The organism is Leptolyngbya sp. FACHB-541, from assembly GCF_014695875.1.
Lineage (GTDB): Bacteria > Cyanobacteriota > Cyanobacteriia > Elainellales > Elainellaceae > JAAUTN01.
The window spans coordinates 1-17,544 of sequence record NZ_JACJPC010000034.1; the positions used below are offsets into that span (position 1 = coordinate 1).

Consider the following 17,544-nt stretch of genomic DNA (forward strand, 5'->3'; position numbering starts at 1 on the left):
TAGTTGTCGATGAACGTGACTGTACTAACGGCTTGGCGGGGTGTAACCATTGCCCTATCTAACTTTGGAGAAACTCACTCTTATTTTACTCCGCCTAGAGTGATGAAAGAGGGATAACTTCTGGGGAACGTCGAGAAGTTGACATGCTGGCAAAAGTTCGATTTCAAGGACAAGAAACCTGTTTCCTGATTCACTTAGAAAATCAGTCCAAAGCTCAAGCCGAGTTTGCTAGACGAATGTTTCACTACTTCGCTCGGCTTCACGAAAAATATCAGCTGCCGGTTTACCCAGTCGTAATTTTCTCCTTTGATGCACCTCAGCGAGCAGAGCCGTCCCGTTATCAAGTGCAGTTTCCCGATCGCAAAATTCTCGATTTTAACTACGCTGCAATTCAGCTTAATCGCCTGAACTGGCGAGACTTCCTTCAACAGCGTAATCCCGTTGCTGCTGCACTAATGGCAAAAATGAAGATTGCTCCAAAGGACAGACCCAAAGTGAAGGCAGAATGCTTGCGCTTACTAGCAACCTTGCGCCTTGATCCGGCTCGAATGCAGTTGATTTCTGGATTTGTCGATACCTGTCTGAAGTTAAACGCAGCCGAAGAACAAACTTTCCAGGCTGAGATTGATAAACTGGGGCTAACCGAGCGAGAGCAAGTCATGGAGATCGTTACAAGTTGGATGGAACAAGGCATTCAGCAGGGCATTCAGCAGGGCATTCAGCAAGGTGAAGTCTCTGTTATTCTGCGTCAACTTCACCGCCGCTTAGGGCAGCTTAATTCTGATCAGGAAGCACAGATTCGCAATCTTCCAATTCAGCGGGTAGAAGAGCTAGGGGAAGCGCTGCTCGATTTTTCTGACGAGACTGATTTGGTGACCTGGCTGAACCAGAATAGATAAGCTTCTATTTTGTTAAAGCAACGGTTGTTGGACTGTCTGATGTTGGACTGTCTGAGCTGATCCTCGTCTGCCTTTCAGCCGCAAGTTTGGGTTGCAGGTAGAGATTTTCTAACAAAACGGCGGCTCCAGCGACCCAGGGAGGCACAATGATTGCGCCAATGATTCCTAGAACCTGAGTGCCACCTAGTACTGCCAGCAGTTGATACAGCGGATGAACTCCAACTGAACTGCCAACTAGCAACGGGTCTAGCACGTAGGTTTCGACATTTTGAATGATTACAAATAGCAGGAATACCCAGAGTAAGGTCCACCAGCCTTGGGAGAGGGCTACAACTAAAGCAGGGACAGCACCCAAAATCGGGCCGAGGAAAGGAATCAGGTTGGTGACCCCGGCGATCGCCCCCAAACCCAACGCAAAATCTGAGAGTCCAAGAAAGCTCAAGCTAGTAGTAATCACCACCCCTAAAATTGCTGAAACTAGTACTCGCCCACGGATATAGCTACCAATTCGATAGGCAATGGGGTCAACCTGTGCAGCTAGTCGCTCATCCCAAGGCTTTGGCAGAAGGCGTGTCAAACTGTTAATCAAGGTGCGGCTATCGGAAAGCATGTAGCCTGAGACAAATATCGACAGAATTAGGCTAAAAGCTCCACCGACGATCCCTGTGGTCAGACTGTAGGACCGAATTAGTAGCTGCTGACTCGATCGGATCACCCAGGCCGTGATTCCCTGAAAATTGAGAAACTGCTCAATCTGATTGACCAGTTCTGGACGGGTGTTGTTTAGGGTAAACAGCCGATCTTCTACAACAGCGAGTACGTTGTTGATGTAAATGGGCAACTGCCTGATCAGTTGCTCAATTTGTGTAAAAACGGTTGGGCCAATCAATAAACTGACTCCAGTCAGTCCACCAATCAGGGCGAGGTAAACCAAAACGACTGTGAGCCAGCGAGGAATTCGCCAACGCTCTGCCCAATCCACCACGGGGGCTATCGCCGCTGCCAACACAACCGAGATCATCAACAGCACGATCAGGCTTCGCAGTTGCCACAGTACGATTAGCAGCGGGATGATTCCAAAAATGAGCAACACGCTCGATAGGGAAATAGAGATACGCTGCTCAGGCACAACTTTCAATCGAACTGCCTCACTAAAACAATACTTTTAATTTTGCCAGGACTTCAAGATTGTATAGAGGTTCGGAAGGGTGAACGGAAAAGGGAAGGGAGAATTTTTGCTCACCCAGGTCTTGCATGTTTATTCACATTTCATTACATTTCGATTAAAAGAAAAGTTAGTTTGCAGTTTTGGCTTATTCTAAATCTTTGTGGTTTCCAACTTATCTGGATTTCCTAATTTAATCCGCTCAACGCTGAGCAACCTAAGTGGCGTTACCGTTTTTTCGCTGCAACCTGTTCTACTAGGTATCTCAGTTGGGATCGGTTTAGTCTTGTTGCTGCTAAAGGGCATTCTACTGACACAAAGCGTGGGGCTGATTGTGGCAGGGGGAATTCTGTTAGCTTGGCGATCGCACCATGCCGCATTTCGCGATCGCCTCACGGGCTTGCCCAATCGTGCCTTGTTTATGCGGCAGCTAGAGTGCAGCGTTCGGCAAACCAATCAGTACAAGCAAGATGGGTTTGCGGTCCTATTTTTGGATCTTGATCGGTTTAAGTCTGTCAATAAGAAATTAGGTTCTAAGAATGGCAATCGCCTGCTGGTCAAAATTGCCGATCGGCTCAAAACCGGCATCGGCTGCCAGGATTTGCTAGCACGGGTGGGAGGTAATGAATTTGCTATCCTGCTGCGCGAGGCGCAGTTTACCGATCAGGCAAGCTGGGCGGCACATCACCTACAAGTTCAGCTCAACTTGCCGTTTGAAATTGATGCGCACGAAGTTTGTTTGACAACCAGCATTGGCATTGCGCTCAGCTCGACAGGCTATGTTTGGTCTGACGATCTGCTGCGCGATGCTCAAACGGCAATGTATCACGCCAAAAGTTTGGGACGGGCACGCTATGCCCTGTTTCAGCCGAGTATGCGAGTACAAGCCGTGACGCTGCTGCAAATCGAAACTGACTTGAGGCGAGCCGTAGAGCGACAAGAACTGCGCCTACACTATCAGCCGCTGGTGTCGCTCCAAACAGGTAAGATTGCTGGATTTGAGGCACTAGCTCGGTGGCAGCATCCTAAACACGGACTGATCTCACCAGCGGAATTCATCCCGATCGCTGAAGATAGTGGCTTGATTACCTCAGTTGGCTATTGGGCAATGCTGCAAGCCTGTCAACAACTGCGAACCTGGCAGCAACAGTTTCCGGCTGATCCACCGATGGTGATCAGCGTTAATCTCTCTAGCAGGCAGTTTGCTCAGCCCAATTTGATCAACCAGGTTGAATGTGTCCTGGCAGAAACCGGGCTAGATGCTCAAACTCTAAAGTTAGAAATCACAGAAAGCATGGTGATGGAGGATATTGAAGCGGCGATCGCTACCCTTGGGCAGATTAAAGCGCTGAATGTACGGTTAGGCATCGACGATTTTGGTACAGGCTATTCTTCGCTCAGCCATCTTTACCGTTTTCCGGCAGACACGCTTAAGGTTGACCAATCTTTTGTTAGCCGCATTGGGCTAGACGAGGAAAATAATGAAATCGTTCGTGCCATCGTCACGCTGGCCCACAACTTAGGCATGACCGTGATCGCTGAAGGCATTGAAACTCAAGAACAGTTAGCAATGTTGCGATCGCTGGATTGCGAATACGGGCAGGGCTACCTTTTCTCAGAACCGCTCAGTCACGAAGCTGCCGCAACCCTGATCGCCACATCGCCTTGTTGGTAACTTGTTGGTAAGCTTATTCCTCTAGCACCCGCACGCCCACAACAGAGGTATTGAATCGGTAGGTTGGGCCTTCGACCTCAATCGGCACCCCAATTTTGACCTTGTTGTTACCTAAAACCGGACCATCACTGGTGATTTCGGCATCGCCACCCAGCGTCATCAGCATGTCTACTGTAAAATCTAGCTCCGGTCTGGGGTCATCCAGCGCAGCAACGGAACCATCAGGCTGAGGCGTTGCAACTGTTCTGGGCAAAGTCCGAATTGATTTTATGTCGACTCGTCCAAACGGTTGATTCCGAATAATGATGCTGGTTTCTCCGGCTTCCTCCAGATCTGCCAGCAAACCTTCAGGTTCAGCAACCGTCAACCCTCGCACCATCACATCTACTTCAATCGGCTTGGTGGGAATGCCTAACTGAGCCACAGAGCCAGACGTGCCGGGAAACAGAAAAATACCTGCCACAACTAGCAGAATGATCAGAGCAGCTCCAATGTCCAGGATGCTGAGTTTGCCAAACAATCGACCTTGAGAATCCAGAATAGCCATCAGACGCATCTCAAACTTATGACAGCATTCTGCTTTGGGGCGATCGCCTTAAAAGCCCAAGAACACTGATTTAACACTGGTCAGCCTATCACAACTGGGCATCACTCAACCCCTCAAGCCCAAATTGAATGCCACCAGAAATTTTAGAATGGCAACATAAGTATCCAAGATTTCGTCCTTGCTTTCTAGAACTTTTTAGTAAATCCTTCTACCATTCGCTTCATAAACCTGTTATGTCCCAGCTTCTTTCTCGCCTCTCCTACCAAATCCGTCGGCGCTGGTTTTATGGCTTAATTTCGGTCATCGTATCACTGGGATGCATCATCGGTACACCCCAACCTGGACAAGCAATTCCCTGGCTCGATCTGATTTTTCGCGGAATTCAGGTGATTCAGCTTTCTAGCCTGTCTGATAACCAGGAAGTTACGTTAGGCGGACAGATTAATCAGCAGTTACTTAGCCAACAGTTTAGACGCTACACCAACAGCAGCATTAATGAGTACGTGGATGACATTGGGCAGCAATTAGTCCCTAATAGTGGACGCCCTGATATTCCCTATACTTTCCAGGTCGTGAGTGACGATCAGGTGAATGCTTTTGCAACGATGGGTGGCTATGTTTACGTCACCACAGGTTTGATCAAAACTGCAGACAATGAGGCGCAACTAGCCAGCGTCATTGCCCATGAAATTGGTCATATCTCAGAGCGACACGCGGTTCAACAAATGCGGCAGCGGGCGATTGCCTCTGGGGTTGCAAGCGCTGCCGGACTCGACCGCAACACCGCCGTCAACATTGGCGTAGAGCTCGCGATCAGCAGGCCTAACAGCCGCCAAGACGAACTCGAAGCAGATGCCGTCGGGCTAGAAACGCTCCGATCAGCAGGCTATGCTCCCAGTGGAATGGTTGCGTTCATGGAAAAACTAATGGGGCAAGGCTCCGTACCGACTTTCCTGAGTACTCACCCCGCAACGGACGCTCGCATTGAGGCACTAGAAGCGGCAATCGATCCGGCAACGGCAAATAGTGGCACTGGCTTAGACAACGCTGCTTATCGAAATCGCATTAGCCCGTTGTTGTAATTCTGACTCTTCAAGGCTGAATATTTTGGAGCGTGTCCTGCGTACGCGGGACACGCTCCAAAATATTCAGCTTTATATAGAAAATGACTGGCGACTAATACCCTTACTCTCGACCTTCTGTTAGTGAAAATTCGTCAAACTTGGCTACCCCTTGTTCTGGTTGTTTTGCATCAAAGCGGTAGCTGTCCACAGTTCCCGTCTTCGTATCCAGAATGCTAAAAACGGTGATGTTATTGCTGGAAATATAGGGCAAGAACTGACCATTGTCTCCCTGTAGGGGAGCAAGGCTAGGAACAACGGGCTGAAGGTGGTTTGGATCACCCGTTGCGATATATTCTTCCTGGTAGCCGGTGGGCACCGCTCGCTGCTTTTCTTGGTAGGCTCCGTAGGTGTTGCCAACGTTAGAGGATTCCAGGAAATTCATACCGCTGGCGTCGACAAAGCGATTCCACAAATGGGAGTGTCCGTAAAATACAAGCTGAACGCCTGCCTGCTCCAGCAGCGGCACCACATCTCGAATCAGATAGTCTGCCTCTTTGGGATACTCATAGCGCACAGACTGAATGCGCCCCTCAACATCGCGGTCAATGAGTTGCACCGGATCGGTGTAAGCCGGAACGATATTGTCACCCAGGGAATGAGGAGGGTGATGAAACATGACAATTTTGTATTTAGCTTGCTGAAATTCTGGGCTGTTTAGCTCTGACTCCAGCCAGGTATATTGCGGACTGCCTGGGGCGATCGCCTCAAAAATATGCTGTCCATAGCCCCAGCGAGTCGAGTCATCCAGGTCGTCCTGTCGCTCCCGGTATCTGCCTTTGGCATTTGGCTCCAGACTGGGAACGCGCCAAATGTTAGTAGCGTACAGCACCACTAGCCGCACATCACCAAAGCTGACAGCGTAATACTTTTCGCCACCCGATTGACTCTCTGGCAGGGTAAAAATCTCTTGATAGGTATATGTATTAAACGTGTTGTCTTTTAGCCACAGTTCGCGGGTCTGTTGCTCTTCAGGGTCAAGCTGCTTCGCGTTTTGAGTATTGCTCTGAGCAGAATTTTGGGCATTGATTTGAGCATAAAGCTGCTCAGCCGCCTGCTTAGGGTAAGGATCGTTGAACTGCTCGTTTAAGTCAGACTCCATCGAAAATCGACCCATCACCTCATGATTGCCGATCGCCGTAAATAACGGTGCATGTTGAATGATTTCTCCACCATTGGAGGAAATTTTTAGGTCGTCTTGATCTAGCTGTTGATTGGTGCGTCCCTGGAGGCTGGGGAAAAATGCCCCACCCCGATTGTCGTCAAACCATTCTGAAGCACGATCGGGAATATTAATCAGGTCGCCCGCCGCAAACACCGCATCGACTCGCCCAACGGTTTCTACCACCTTTTGCAGATTTGTTGGCGTGAGCGGCATCAACTGGTGATCGGAAGTCAGCAAAATTTTGAGCGGCGTGCCTGCTTGGGGGCGGGCGGCAAGGGTGAACTCATCGCTGCTAACCGTTCCAATTCCCTCCGTACTCTTCACCCGATAGGGCACTCGAATGTTGGGAGTTAACCCTGTGATTTCAGCTTCGTGTCGCCAAATATCCCGCATCACTGGCGCGTTGTAAATCTGTCCATCTTCGGTTTGTTCGCCAACCCGAGATTTCTGATCTTCTCGGACTCGGCTCAGCTTAGTGGTGGCTGCGATCGCCGTTTGCTCGAAATTTTCTCCATACTCCACCTGGTGGCGATCGCCCTCAAATTCTGTAAACCAAACTACCTGCACCGAGTTTTCGGTCGGTAGCTGCAAAAACGGATCGGTTAAAAGTCTGGACGTAGAAACCATGAACTGCTGTGTCACTAGACTAACGACCAGGACCCCATAGGACAGAAAGGTCAGCAGGGCGATCGCCATCATTAGAATGCGACCATTGGAATAGCTAGAAATCCTTAACCTTCTAAGAGAGCGCGTAGTTTTTCCCCCCGGTGGTCTCAACTTCCGCCCTCATCCTACTGCACTAGAGATATAGCTGTAGTCATGAAAATGAAGCTTATAATACCTCTACAATGGGTGTACGTAGGTAGAAGGGTGCGATCGCGAACGGGTTGAGTGTCCGGCTTCAGTCAAAGCTGACAAACGACTTTTAGAAATTAGAGCTAGAAGTGGGAACCAGTTAGCGCTGCTATCCACGAACGATACGTCGTGGTAGCTCTCAAAATTACTTCATACAGGTTGGGCAAAGCGACTGCGTGACCCAGCGAATCTTAGATGAGCAATAGGTTTCACGCTGTCCCATCCTGCCCACATCGATAGACTTGTCCAAACAGACTTGTCCAAACGGACTTCTCTGAATGACTTGTCGAATCACTGTTGTAGAAGTTCCGTACGAAAGAAATGTTCTAAGCTCTTCTACGCCCAAATTCATCCTCAGGTTCAGTAGTATCTGGGGCAGCTTATTTAAAGATGGTGTAAAGAAAGTGTTTTTAAATCGAATGTAGCTCGATTTGGCGCAGACTGGTCTTGGCATTCTACCTAAAGTTCCCGATAAAATCGGTCTGACGTTGGAAAAAGTGATCAAGCAAATTTTTTTGGTGCATTTTTTCTAGAGGAAACAATGGCAACCCCATGCTCCCTTAACGAAGTCTTACAGGAGTTGGCGCAGGATCAAAACCTGACGCGAATTAAGAAGCTGCTCGTCTATGCCTGTACGGATATCTGGGAGAGCAATCAAGCTCGTCTAGATGAGTTTGACTTGCGAAACTTACTGGAAAGCCTGCTGGACACTGCCCCTACGGTGGAGCAACTCAGGCTTTTCTTGAACGGAGTAGTCAAAACCTTAAACAAGCAAGCAGAATATACGCTAGTCGCCAATGCCATCACCAACGCGCTGAGGAAAGCCTATCCCGACTATGAGCCGCTGCCTCAAGAGGTGTCACTCCAAAGCCATTACCGCAAAATTGCACGGGAGTTAGCTCGCGATCGCGAGCAGCTAGGTATCAAAAAGCTCTTGTTTTGCGCCAGCGGCAATCACTGGGAAAATAATCCAGCGATTCTAGACAATATTGATTTCCTCAATTTAGTTCAGCACATTCACGAACTGGCACCCACGTTAGAAGAGCTAAAAAACGTCCTCTACAGCATCGTTAAGACGCTCAATCGCCAGTCAAAGTACACTCCAATCGCCAACAAAATTGTCGTCACCTTTGGGCCGCTCTACAACGAACTTCTGCCCGATAGCATGGACCAGCCAGAGCCTATTCAAATTACCAATCTGCCCCAGCTTCCTACCTTTCCCTCAAAGCTTACGACTGCTCCCAAATTTAACCCCGACTCCAATCCACAGGTGCTTGAGCAGATCAGGCGCTCTTTTGACTGGTTTGATCTGCGCCTGGAATTAATGAAACAGACCAATCCACTCAGGGCCAAAGTTCTGATCTTCTCCACACTTTATGACCAGTTTGACCAAAATGATGAAAGCTGGACGGCCTTCAAGTTACAAACTCTGGATGACCTCTTGCGTGACGTGTTCCTCAATCATCTCAGCTTGAATGACCTTCAGGTAAAGCTAGAAAATACGGCTAAAGCTTTGGCGGAGCCTGATCAGTACCATCAAGCAGCAGGTGCTATTCTCCGGGCTGCCAAACCCTTTTATGCTGCTGGTCTTCAGCAAATGCAGATGCCCAGCTCAACTCAGATGGTTGAGCGATCGCCCCGTTCCACTTCTACAACTCAAATCAACTCCCCACCTCAGCTCCCAATTCAGGGATATCCACCAACTGCACCCGTTGCTGAACCATCTAACCCATTAGACTATCCCCAACCTGGACTAAACTCACCAGTGATTCCTAGCACCATTCTTGACAGTTCGCTAGAGCGACAAAACTCTCATCAACAGGCTTATGAAGCCTTTTTAACCGCAGTTGAAGATCTCTTTAAGAATTAGGCTTAGCCAAAAATCTTTTATTCCAACCGATCAGATTTAACCGTTCTCGGAACACTGCGAACATGAATGCAAGTGAACTGCTCAGTCGATATGCAACTGGTGAAACAAAATTTGTGGGTGCAAACCTATCTGGAGCAGACCTATCAGGTTCAGATTTAATCGGCGTAGACCTGAGCCAAGCAGACTTACACAATGCGATTTTGGTCTTTGCCTATCTCAATCGAGCCACTTTAAGCAAGGCAAACTTGTTGTCCACCCGGTTGAGTGGTGCCAACCTGAGCCAAGCCGACTTAATCGGGGCTAAGTTACGCGATGCCGACCTGCACGGAGCCATGCTGCAAAGTGCCGACCTCCGTAGTGCTGACCTGACCCTGGCGAATTTACTGGATGCCAACCTGATCGATGCAGATTTACGCAACACCAACTTGAGCGGCGCAAACCTAACCGGAGCCTGCCTGCGGGGAGCCAACATGCGTGAAGAAAATCGCCGCTACAGCACCAACCTGCGTGGCGCAAACTTGCGAAAGGCAGACTTGCGCGGCGCAAACCTGACAGGCGCAAATCTCTCTAGAGTTGATTTGCGGGGCGCGAATTTAAGCGAAGCAACACTGCGGGGAGCCGATCTGAGCGAAGCCGACCTGGATGAAGCTAGCTTGAAAGGAGCATTCCTAACCGAAGCAAAGCTGGTGGGCGCAAATCTACGTCGAGCCAACCTGGCAAACGCTAAGCTAGAGCGAGCTGATGCGACCGAAGCTGACCTGGCAGGCGTAAATTTCCAGGGAGCCGTAATGCCGGACATCAAGCTAATCAAAGCAGACTTGAGGCAGGCGATGCTGATCGCAGTTCGGTTAACTCGGGCTGATTTAAGTCGGGCAAACCTCCAGGGGGCCAATCTACGGGAGGCAGAACTGGTTGATGCTTACTTTGCCAGAGCTAATTTGACGAACGCTGATTTAACTAACGCCAACCTGGTCCGGGCAGAGTTAAGCAGCGCCAACCTGATGGGGGCAGACTTGAGAGGCGCAACGTTGCCCGATGGCAGGGTATATGACTAGAGGGATGAAGGATGGGAATGGAAAGTAGTACTGTCTACTGCCCCCAACAAAACATACCTAAATTAACAGCACAAACCAGTTGACACTGTTAAGATCCATCTAAATTTCGTGTGCTGACTTTTGTTTGATTCCCATGAGTGACACTATTCTCGACGTTCGCAATCTCCAGGTGCAGTTTCGCGCAGAAGATCACCTGGTTAAAGCGGTTGATGGCATCTCATTTACAGTACAGCGTGGTCAAACCCTAGGAATTGTGGGCGAATCGGGGTCGGGCAAGTCAGTCACCTCCCTTGCTGTAATGGGGTTAATTCCCTGCCCACCCGGTCGGGTGACGGGCGGCGAAATCTGGTTTCGCAACCTGGAAGAGGATGCAGCACCCATCAATCTGTTGGCTTTAGCTCCAGAACAGATGCAGCGATATCGCGGCGGAGCGGTGTCAATGATTTTTCAGGAACCGCTGAGTTCGCTGAATCCGGTTTTTACCTGTGGGTTTCAGTTGATTGAGGCGATTCGGCAGCATGAGGATATTCCTGTGCCAGAGGCGCGGCGTAGGGCAATTAATTTGCTGCAAGAGGTAAAGCTGTTGCCCAGCGATGAGGAACTCAAGCAGCGCTGTCTGGAGGAATGGCAGAAAAAAGTTGCGGGTGTGCCCGCGCGAGCAGGACGAGCTTCAGCATCCGTGGCTGAACAGCCTTCAGAACGAGAAATTTTACAGGAGATAAATCGGCAGAAGCACGCGATTTTAGAACGCTATCCACATGAGCTATCGGGTGGGCAGATTCAGCGGGTGATGATTGCGATGGCGATCTCTTGCAACCCTTCGCTGCTGATTGCGGATGAGCCAACTACAGCGCTGGATGTGACGGTGCAGGCGACCATTCTCGACTTGCTGCGAGAGTTGCGCGATCGCCGGGGCATGTCGATGATTTTCATTACTCACGACCTCAGCATCATTGCCGAAATTGCCGATACGGTTGCGGTGATGTATCAGGGCAAGATTGTCGAATGCGGCTCTGTCTGGCAAATTTATTCTGACCCACAACATCCTTACACCAGAGGACTTCTAACTTGTCGTCCGCAACCGAACCGTCGTCTGCGCTATTTGCCCACCATCTCGGACTTCATGGAAGTCACCACCACACCTACAGGTGAGCCAATCATTCGAGAAAAGTCACTGGACGTAAATCAGGCTTTGCGGATGAATGCTGAGGTCAGCGAAGTAGACATCAACCAGCGCTTAAGTGAGTTGCAGCGGCAAGACGCTCTCGTTTCGGTGCAAAATCTGCAAGTTGGGTTTCCTCTGCGCGGCATGTTTGGGCAGACTCAACGCTACATGATGGCAGTGAATGACGTTTCCTTTAACATCTATCGGGGTGAAACGCTGGGATTGGTGGGCGAGTCAGGCTGCGGCAAAACTACCCTGGCCCGAACGCTGCTGCGACTGGTAAAGCCGATGGGTGGTCAAATCTTCTTTGAAGGGCGAGATGTGCTAAAGCTGGGCGCAAAGCAGTTGCGGCAGCTGCGCCGAGATATGCAAATTATCTTTCAAGACCCTTTCAGTTCACTGGACCCACGTATTTCGATTGGCGAAGCGGTAATGGAGCCGCTGAAGATTCACTCAATCGGCGCAAGTCGTCGCAACCAGCGAGAACGAGTGGCAGATTTGCTGGCAAGGGTAGGACTAGACCCTCAGTGCATCGATCGCTATCCCCATGAGTTTTCTGGCGGACAGCGACAGCGGATCTGCATTGCCCGTGCCCTAGCGCTGAATCCTAAGTTCATCATTTGCGATGAGTCGGTGTCTGCGCTGGATGTGTCAGTGCAGGCGCAGGTGCTAAACCTGCTGAAGGATTTGCAGCAGGAGTTTGGACTCACTTACATCTTCATCTCCCATGATTTGGCGGTGGTGAAGTTCATGAGCGATCGCATCATGGTAATGAACCGAGGCAAGATTGAGGAAATGGGACCCGCCGACCAAATCTACCGATCACCCCAGCAACCCTATACGCGTCAACTGATTTCAGCCATTCCGCTGGGCGATCTGGAGCATATTCGCGATCGCCAAGCAAAACGGGGTATCGCAGTCAACTAGTCGCTTAGGCAATCCTGACCGGAGTTAGCATAAACATAGACCCACTCGGCATTGCTGAAGAATACGATGATGCTTCTTGCCTAACCCGACAAATTACTCAAACTGACTGACAGCTTGGAAGGAGAAGATATCATTCCAGGCTTCACGCTGTCTGTCACAGAACTGTTTACTGAACTAGATTTCTAGTTGTTACCGCTTCATTTCAACCAGCTACAAATGAAAGAGGTGGAGGCGCATAACGCCTCCACCTCTTTGTAGGAGATTTCCTTGCCCCGTTAATTTGAAAGCGCGACGTACAGCAGAAAACCAGTGAGAACGCCGTAGGCGCAAGCCAGAAATGCCTCGAAAGAAATTCGATTAGAAATCGACAAAATCATGCTGAGCGTGAATGAAAATAGCATTTCCGCGACTGGAATATCATTTCCTCCATCTCGCCACAGTGCCGACAAAATGAACAGTGCCAGCGTCCATAGGGCAAACACGAAGTAAATATTGAATGTGGGAATGATGCGAGGGGGCTGCAGAAGCGGTGTGAAGTAAGTGATGTAGGAAATCACGATCAAGGGCAGGGCACCTGCACACAAACTCTGAATTCCCTGCCCTAAACTAATCGAAAAGGCTTCAACAATGAAGCTAATGAGAAAACCTGCGATGACACCAATACAGAGTGCGATCGCCAAAAAGCTCAGAACTCGTAAGAGTAGCCGAGGTCTCTGGTGGGGACCTTCACTTCCAGTCTCGTCTCGTCTTTTTCTCCCAACCCTGTTTAGTTTTCTCCCAACTCCGTTCGGTTTTACCATGCCTTGACCTGCATTGCTCTGCAGAATTGTGATAAAGCTATTGCACAGAGTGTCCTCTTTTGACTCTGCATTTACAACTGCCTCAAGGAATAAGCCGCTTTACTCATGCGTACCGTTAATGAAATTAATCACAAAATCAAGCAACAACAGGCAGTCGTTTGGACGGTTGAAGAACTCAAGGTGCGAGTTAAAGAAGTAGGCGTGACTCAGGCAGCTAAAGAAGTGGACGTAGTAACCACCGGCACCTTTGAGCCGATGGAGTCTTCAGGCGCGGTACTCAACCTGGGACACACTGATCCGCCGATCAAGATTCGTCAATGTTGGATGGATGGGGTGCTAGCTTATTCTGGGTTTGGCGCGGTTGACCTGTATTTGGGCGCAACCCAAATGACAGAATACTCTAGCATGGGCGAATTGGCTGACGCAGATGAGCGCGATTCTCGCTCCCGTAATGCAGTGCGCGATCGCGGCGGCGGTCATGTCATCGCCGACCTGATTGCGGGCAAACCGGTTCATCTACGGGCGATCGGGCAGGTCACTGACTGCTACTCTCGCGCTTCTCTGGAAACGACGATTACCCGCGAAACGATCAATCAGTTTTATTTGTATAACCCGCGCAACGTCTACCAAAATTTTATCGTTGGGGTGAATGGAGGCGATCGCCCTCTCTTTACCTACTTAGGGCCACTCCAACCGCAGCTAGCAAATGCTGTTTATTCCAACCCTGGGGCTGTTTCCCCGTTGCTGAATGACCCCGACTTGAAGCTGATCGGCATTGGCACTCGCGTCTTCCTGGGCGGTGGTGAAGGCTATGTTGCCTGGGAAGGCACTCAGCACTTTCCGCTACAAAAGCGCTTGCCTAACCGTACCCCCATTGGACCTGCCGCTACTCTGGCGCTGATCGGCGATGCAAAACAGATGAGTCCCCGTTGGGTTAAAGGCTGTTATTTCAAAAGCTACGGACCGTCAATCATGATTGGCGTAGGCATTCCGCTACCCGTTTTGAATGAGGAAGTCGTCGTTCGCTGTGCTGTTCAAGATCAAGACCTGGTAGCTCCTGTAGTAGACTTCTCGATTCCGCGACGAGTTCGTCCTACGTTTGGGTTGGTTAGCTATGCTCAGCTCAAAACGGGTCGTCTCACCATTGACGGTAAAAGTGTAAGAGTTGCTCCTCTTGCCAGTATCTTTTTGTCACGGCAGGTCGCACTAGAGCTAAAGCAATGGATAGAAGCCGGAAAATTCACTCTAACTGAGCCTGTGGCCCCTATTCCAATGGATAGAACTTTTTTGGCGCAGGATCAACTTGGCGCTCAGGTGAGTCTAGAGTAATAGATCTAGAATTGAGTTTTTATATTGAAAATAATGGATCGTTTATTTACGCCACTACAGCGACTTCTCATCACTTGGGCGCTGATTTTAATTACAGGATGGATGACCCTCAATGCATTGAGGTATTTTAGTGAGTTAATCAGCATCTTGGTGACGGCTGGGTTAATTGCCTTTTTGCTCAACTATCTGGTTGCAAGACTGCATACCCTCATGCCGCGTGGACTCGCTGCTGGACTGGTCTACCTTCTTGCTGGAGCTGCCGTTGGGCTAATTGGAGTTACGATCGCCCCTCCCGTTCTGACTCAAGCACAACAACTCATCGTTGACTCACCAGAACTTATCGCTTCTGGACAACAACAGTTAGAAGGGCTGCAAAACTGGAGCAAGGTTCACCAAATACGATTTGCAATTCCGCTATTGCAGGAGCAGCTTTTGACTGAGCTACAGGGTCAAGCTGAAACCATTGCCTCTAGTGGAGTAGGGCTGCTGTTAGGCACATTTAACTGGGTAGTAGATCTAATTCTGATTCTGGTGATCTCGTTTTACATGTTGCTTGATGGAGAGCGACTGTGGAATGGTGTCACCAGTTTTTTTGCGCCCCCTATTCAAGAATACTTGACCGACTCCTTTCGGCGTAATTTGCAGCGGTTTTTCTCAGGGCAACTGCTGTTAGGGCTGTTCATGGCAGTCACTTTATCACTTGCGTTTTGGTGGTTGCGAGTTCCATTTTTCCTGGTGTTTGCCACATTTATTGGCTTGATGGAAGTGATTCCCTTCATTGGCGCAACCTTGGGAATTGTGGTTGTGGGACTGGTGGTGGCATTTATTGATTGGTGGTTGGCAGTGCAGGTTGTGGGAACGGCGATCGCCCTTCAACAAGTCAAAGATAACTTGCTTGCACCGCGCATTCTGGGCAACCTGACAGGACTGAGCCCCACTATTGTGCTACCTGCATTGCTAGTAGGTGGCAAAGTTGGCGGGTTATTGGGCGTAATTCTGGCAATTCCGCTGGCAGGAATGGTGAAAACGATTGCAGAACTGTTGCTCGACCCAACCTTACCGCCACAAACAGGGGCTTTTTTCGTCAATCCGCTTGACCCCGATGAGCCTAACACCAAGCTTGAGTGCATCCTCGACCCCGAAGCCTGTGAAGCAGATTCTGAAGAATTAATGGATAGTGAAGTTGCCCCAATCACTTAGAATCTACAGTTTGAGTCAAGTGCCGCATAACTAATTCTTGAAACAAGTGAGTTCCCACTTCACGGGTGGGCGATAGGCGACCAGGACGATAACCTGAGGACTGGATGCGTTTTTGAATTGCAGGCAACAGCCGCAGATCTTCTTGCTGAATGTTGTCAAAAAACTGAATCAGTGGCTCCAAATTTTGGGGTGATTTTGCGGCTTCTGTATCTGGCACCAGCCAATCCCAACGAATACGAGTGCGCGATCGCCCCTGTGGATCAATCAGGTAAATAATTGCAATCCAGGGACGAATAATCCAGGCAAAATTAGGAAACAAACTAACGGTCCATTTACCGTGTTTCTCCACGTCTCCTAATCCTGAAAAGATGAGATCTGCGTCCATTGAGTAGTATTCATCATCGGGTGGGAAAGGGGCGTACTGTAAATAGTAGTGATGTCTAGCTTCAGCTTTTGTCGCTTTATAGTATTTGGCAATGCTGGAGTGAACCGAAAATTCGTGATAACTTTCCACATTGTTTTCTACATACAGCTTCCAGTTTGTATCGGTGTAGTAGTCAACGCTGTGAACTCTCGCCCATTCATTGAACTGGTAAGACTTAAATAACTCTGGCAATTCCCCTAACTGATTCCCCAAAGGGGGCGCATTCAAGTCAAGGTTGACAAAAATAAATGGTCCCCATGTATCAATCTGGATGGGTGTTAGCGCCTGATCTGCCCAACTAAAATTCTCTGCCTCTTGCATATCAGGAATGCCTTTGAGATTGCCCTCCAAGTCAAAGCTCCAGGCATGATAAAGGCAAGTGAGACGGTTACATTTGCCGCTGTCTGTGGCTAAAGGTGCAGCACGATGAGGGCAAACGTTAAAGAATCCGCGTAGATTGTTTGACTGGTCTTGCACTATGATCAAAGGCTGTTCGGCAAGCTCTACCGTAAAGTATGAACCTGCACCCTGAAGCTGACTTACATGTCCGACATAGCACCAGGTTTTGCCGAAAATCAGCCTTTGCTCTAACTGATAAATTACTTCAGAAGTGTACAGTTCTGCGGGAAGAGTTATAGCTTCTGTAGGTAAAGATTGAGGCTGCCAGGTATTGAGACTGTGCATGGTGCGATCGCCCTCTCAAAACTTTTTTCTAATCTAGTCACGAGAGAGGAAGATTACTGCTCTATTGATCACGAATTGCGTACTACGAAAAACGACGCGACTAGAAACAAACTATCCGTAAATCCCAGGAAGGCGATCGCATTCACGAGGTTGTAATTACCAACAGAGCCTCTTGAAACTGCAACAGAAGGCAATAACTACCCAACGAAGCAGTTCTGAACCCCAACGAAGGCACTCTGAGTGACTTGAATCACTTCCCGAAACCTAACTGAGTAGTTCTGAACTGTAATGAAGGCACTTCGAGTGACTTGAATCATACGCTGATTTGTAATGAAGGAGCTGAGAGGCGATCGCAAGGTATTGAGCCGGATTAGATTTTAGAGTATGAGCGATCGCCCCTACCTTCCGGCTTCCCCAATCATCTGCCCAATCCGCTTCAAAATCTGCAAAGCTGCATAGAGTTCCTGGCTTGAGGTAAACGGGTCTGCCATTCTAAGAAAAATGCCTCGTCTTCTGTCCGCGACAGTTGAAATCGTCGTTCTGCCTCGGCAATTGTTGTAATAGCTTCAGTAATGGCAATTGACATTGGAGCATGAATTACAGAATTATGCTCATGCTATCAAACCTGATTCTATGACAACCGTAATATTCAGACGGCAAACT

General features: G+C 49.2%; 13 protein-coding genes and 2 pseudogenes. 9 read left to right on the forward strand and 6 right to left on the reverse strand.

The window, feature by feature from the left end:
* Positions 1-143: 143 nt before the first annotated feature.
* A complete protein-coding gene (locus H6G00_RS05195) occupies positions 144-899 on the forward strand; it encodes a DUF4351 domain-containing protein (RefSeq protein WP_190795916.1) in 756 nt (251 codons plus the stop codon).
* A 4-nt stretch (positions 900-903) separates the two neighbouring features.
* On the opposite strand, the gene H6G00_RS05200 is transcribed toward H6G00_RS05195, so the two are convergent.
* Complete coding sequence (locus tag H6G00_RS05200; RefSeq protein WP_190795994.1) at positions 904-2,028, reverse strand: AI-2E family transporter; 1,125 nt, start codon at positions 2,026-2,028, stop codon at positions 904-906.
* Between the two features lie 199 nt (positions 2,029-2,227).
* On the opposite strand from H6G00_RS05200, the gene H6G00_RS05205 reads away from it, so the two are divergent.
* The gene (locus H6G00_RS05205; RefSeq protein ID WP_190795917.1) at positions 2,228-3,739 is read left to right on the forward strand and encodes a bifunctional diguanylate cyclase/phosphodiesterase; all 1,512 of its coding nucleotides are present in this window, start codon (positions 2,228-2,230) and stop codon (positions 3,737-3,739) included.
* Between the two features lie 13 nt (positions 3,740-3,752).
* Here H6G00_RS05205 and H6G00_RS05210 read toward each other — a convergent pair whose 3' ends face one another.
* The gene (locus tag H6G00_RS05210) at positions 3,753-4,286 is read right to left on the reverse strand and encodes a DUF4330 domain-containing protein (protein ID WP_190795918.1); all 534 of its coding nucleotides are present in this window, start codon (positions 4,284-4,286) and stop codon (positions 3,753-3,755) included.
* Between the two features lie 233 nt (positions 4,287-4,519).
* Here H6G00_RS05210 and H6G00_RS05215 point away from each other — a divergent pair, with 233 nt between their 5' ends.
* Positions 4,520-5,368: a M48 family metallopeptidase gene (locus H6G00_RS05215; protein WP_190643423.1), complete on the forward strand. Its 849-nt coding sequence runs from the start codon at positions 4,520-4,522 to the stop codon at positions 5,366-5,368.
* Between the two features lie 103 nt (positions 5,369-5,471).
* On the opposite strand, the gene H6G00_RS05220 is transcribed toward H6G00_RS05215, so the two are convergent.
* Complete coding sequence (locus tag H6G00_RS05220; RefSeq protein ID WP_190795995.1) at positions 5,472-7,199, reverse strand: metallophosphoesterase; 1,728 nt, start codon at positions 7,197-7,199, stop codon at positions 5,472-5,474.
* A 769-nt stretch (positions 7,200-7,968) separates the two neighbouring features.
* On the opposite strand from H6G00_RS05220, the gene H6G00_RS05225 reads away from it, so the two are divergent.
* The 4 genes and pseudogenes from H6G00_RS05225 to H6G00_RS36550 all read left to right on the forward strand — a co-directional run.
* Complete coding sequence (locus H6G00_RS05225; RefSeq protein ID WP_190795919.1) at positions 7,969-9,297, forward strand: hypothetical protein; 1,329 nt, start codon at positions 7,969-7,971, stop codon at positions 9,295-9,297.
* A 62-nt stretch (positions 9,298-9,359) separates the two neighbouring features.
* Positions 9,360-10,352, forward strand: a complete 993-nt coding sequence (locus H6G00_RS05230; RefSeq protein WP_190643425.1) for a pentapeptide repeat-containing protein — start codon at positions 9,360-9,362, stop codon at positions 10,350-10,352.
* 133 nt (positions 10,353-10,485) lie between these two features.
* The gene (locus H6G00_RS05235) at positions 10,486-12,444 is read left to right on the forward strand and encodes an ABC transporter ATP-binding protein (RefSeq protein ID WP_190795920.1); all 1,959 of its coding nucleotides are present in this window, start codon (positions 10,486-10,488) and stop codon (positions 12,442-12,444) included.
* Positions 12,445-12,528: 84 nt separating this feature from the next.
* Positions 12,529-12,630 (forward strand): annotated as a pseudogene (locus H6G00_RS36550) (Uma2 family endonuclease); the annotation flags it as partial.
* 89 nt (positions 12,631-12,719) lie between these two features.
* Here H6G00_RS36550 and H6G00_RS05240 read toward each other — a convergent pair.
* Entirely contained in the window at positions 12,720-13,244 is a 525-nt protein-coding gene (locus H6G00_RS05240) for a hypothetical protein (protein ID WP_190643427.1), read from the reverse strand.
* A gap of 105 nt (positions 13,245-13,349) precedes the next feature.
* Here H6G00_RS05240 and H6G00_RS05245 point away from each other — a divergent pair, with 105 nt between their 5' ends.
* Both H6G00_RS05245 and H6G00_RS05250 read left to right on the forward strand, forming a co-directional pair.
* Positions 13,350-14,573, forward strand: a complete 1,224-nt coding sequence (locus H6G00_RS05245) for a homocysteine biosynthesis protein (RefSeq protein ID WP_190795921.1) — start codon at positions 13,350-13,352, stop codon at positions 14,571-14,573.
* Positions 14,574-14,606: 33 nt separating this feature from the next.
* The gene (locus H6G00_RS05250) at positions 14,607-15,773 is read left to right on the forward strand and encodes an AI-2E family transporter (RefSeq protein WP_190795922.1); all 1,167 of its coding nucleotides are present in this window, start codon (positions 14,607-14,609) and stop codon (positions 15,771-15,773) included.
* On the opposite strand, the gene H6G00_RS05255 is transcribed toward H6G00_RS05250, so the two are convergent.
* Positions 15,766-16,881, reverse strand: a complete 1,116-nt coding sequence (locus H6G00_RS05255; protein ID WP_190795923.1) for an aromatic ring-hydroxylating dioxygenase subunit alpha — start codon at positions 16,879-16,881, stop codon at positions 15,766-15,768. The two genes, H6G00_RS05250 and H6G00_RS05255, sit on opposite strands and share 8 nt — an antisense overlap.
* 472 nt (positions 16,882-17,353) lie before the next feature.
* Positions 17,354-17,467: pseudogene (locus H6G00_RS36555) on the reverse strand (type I restriction endonuclease subunit R); the annotation flags it as partial.
* Positions 17,468-17,544: the final 77 nt, after the last annotated feature.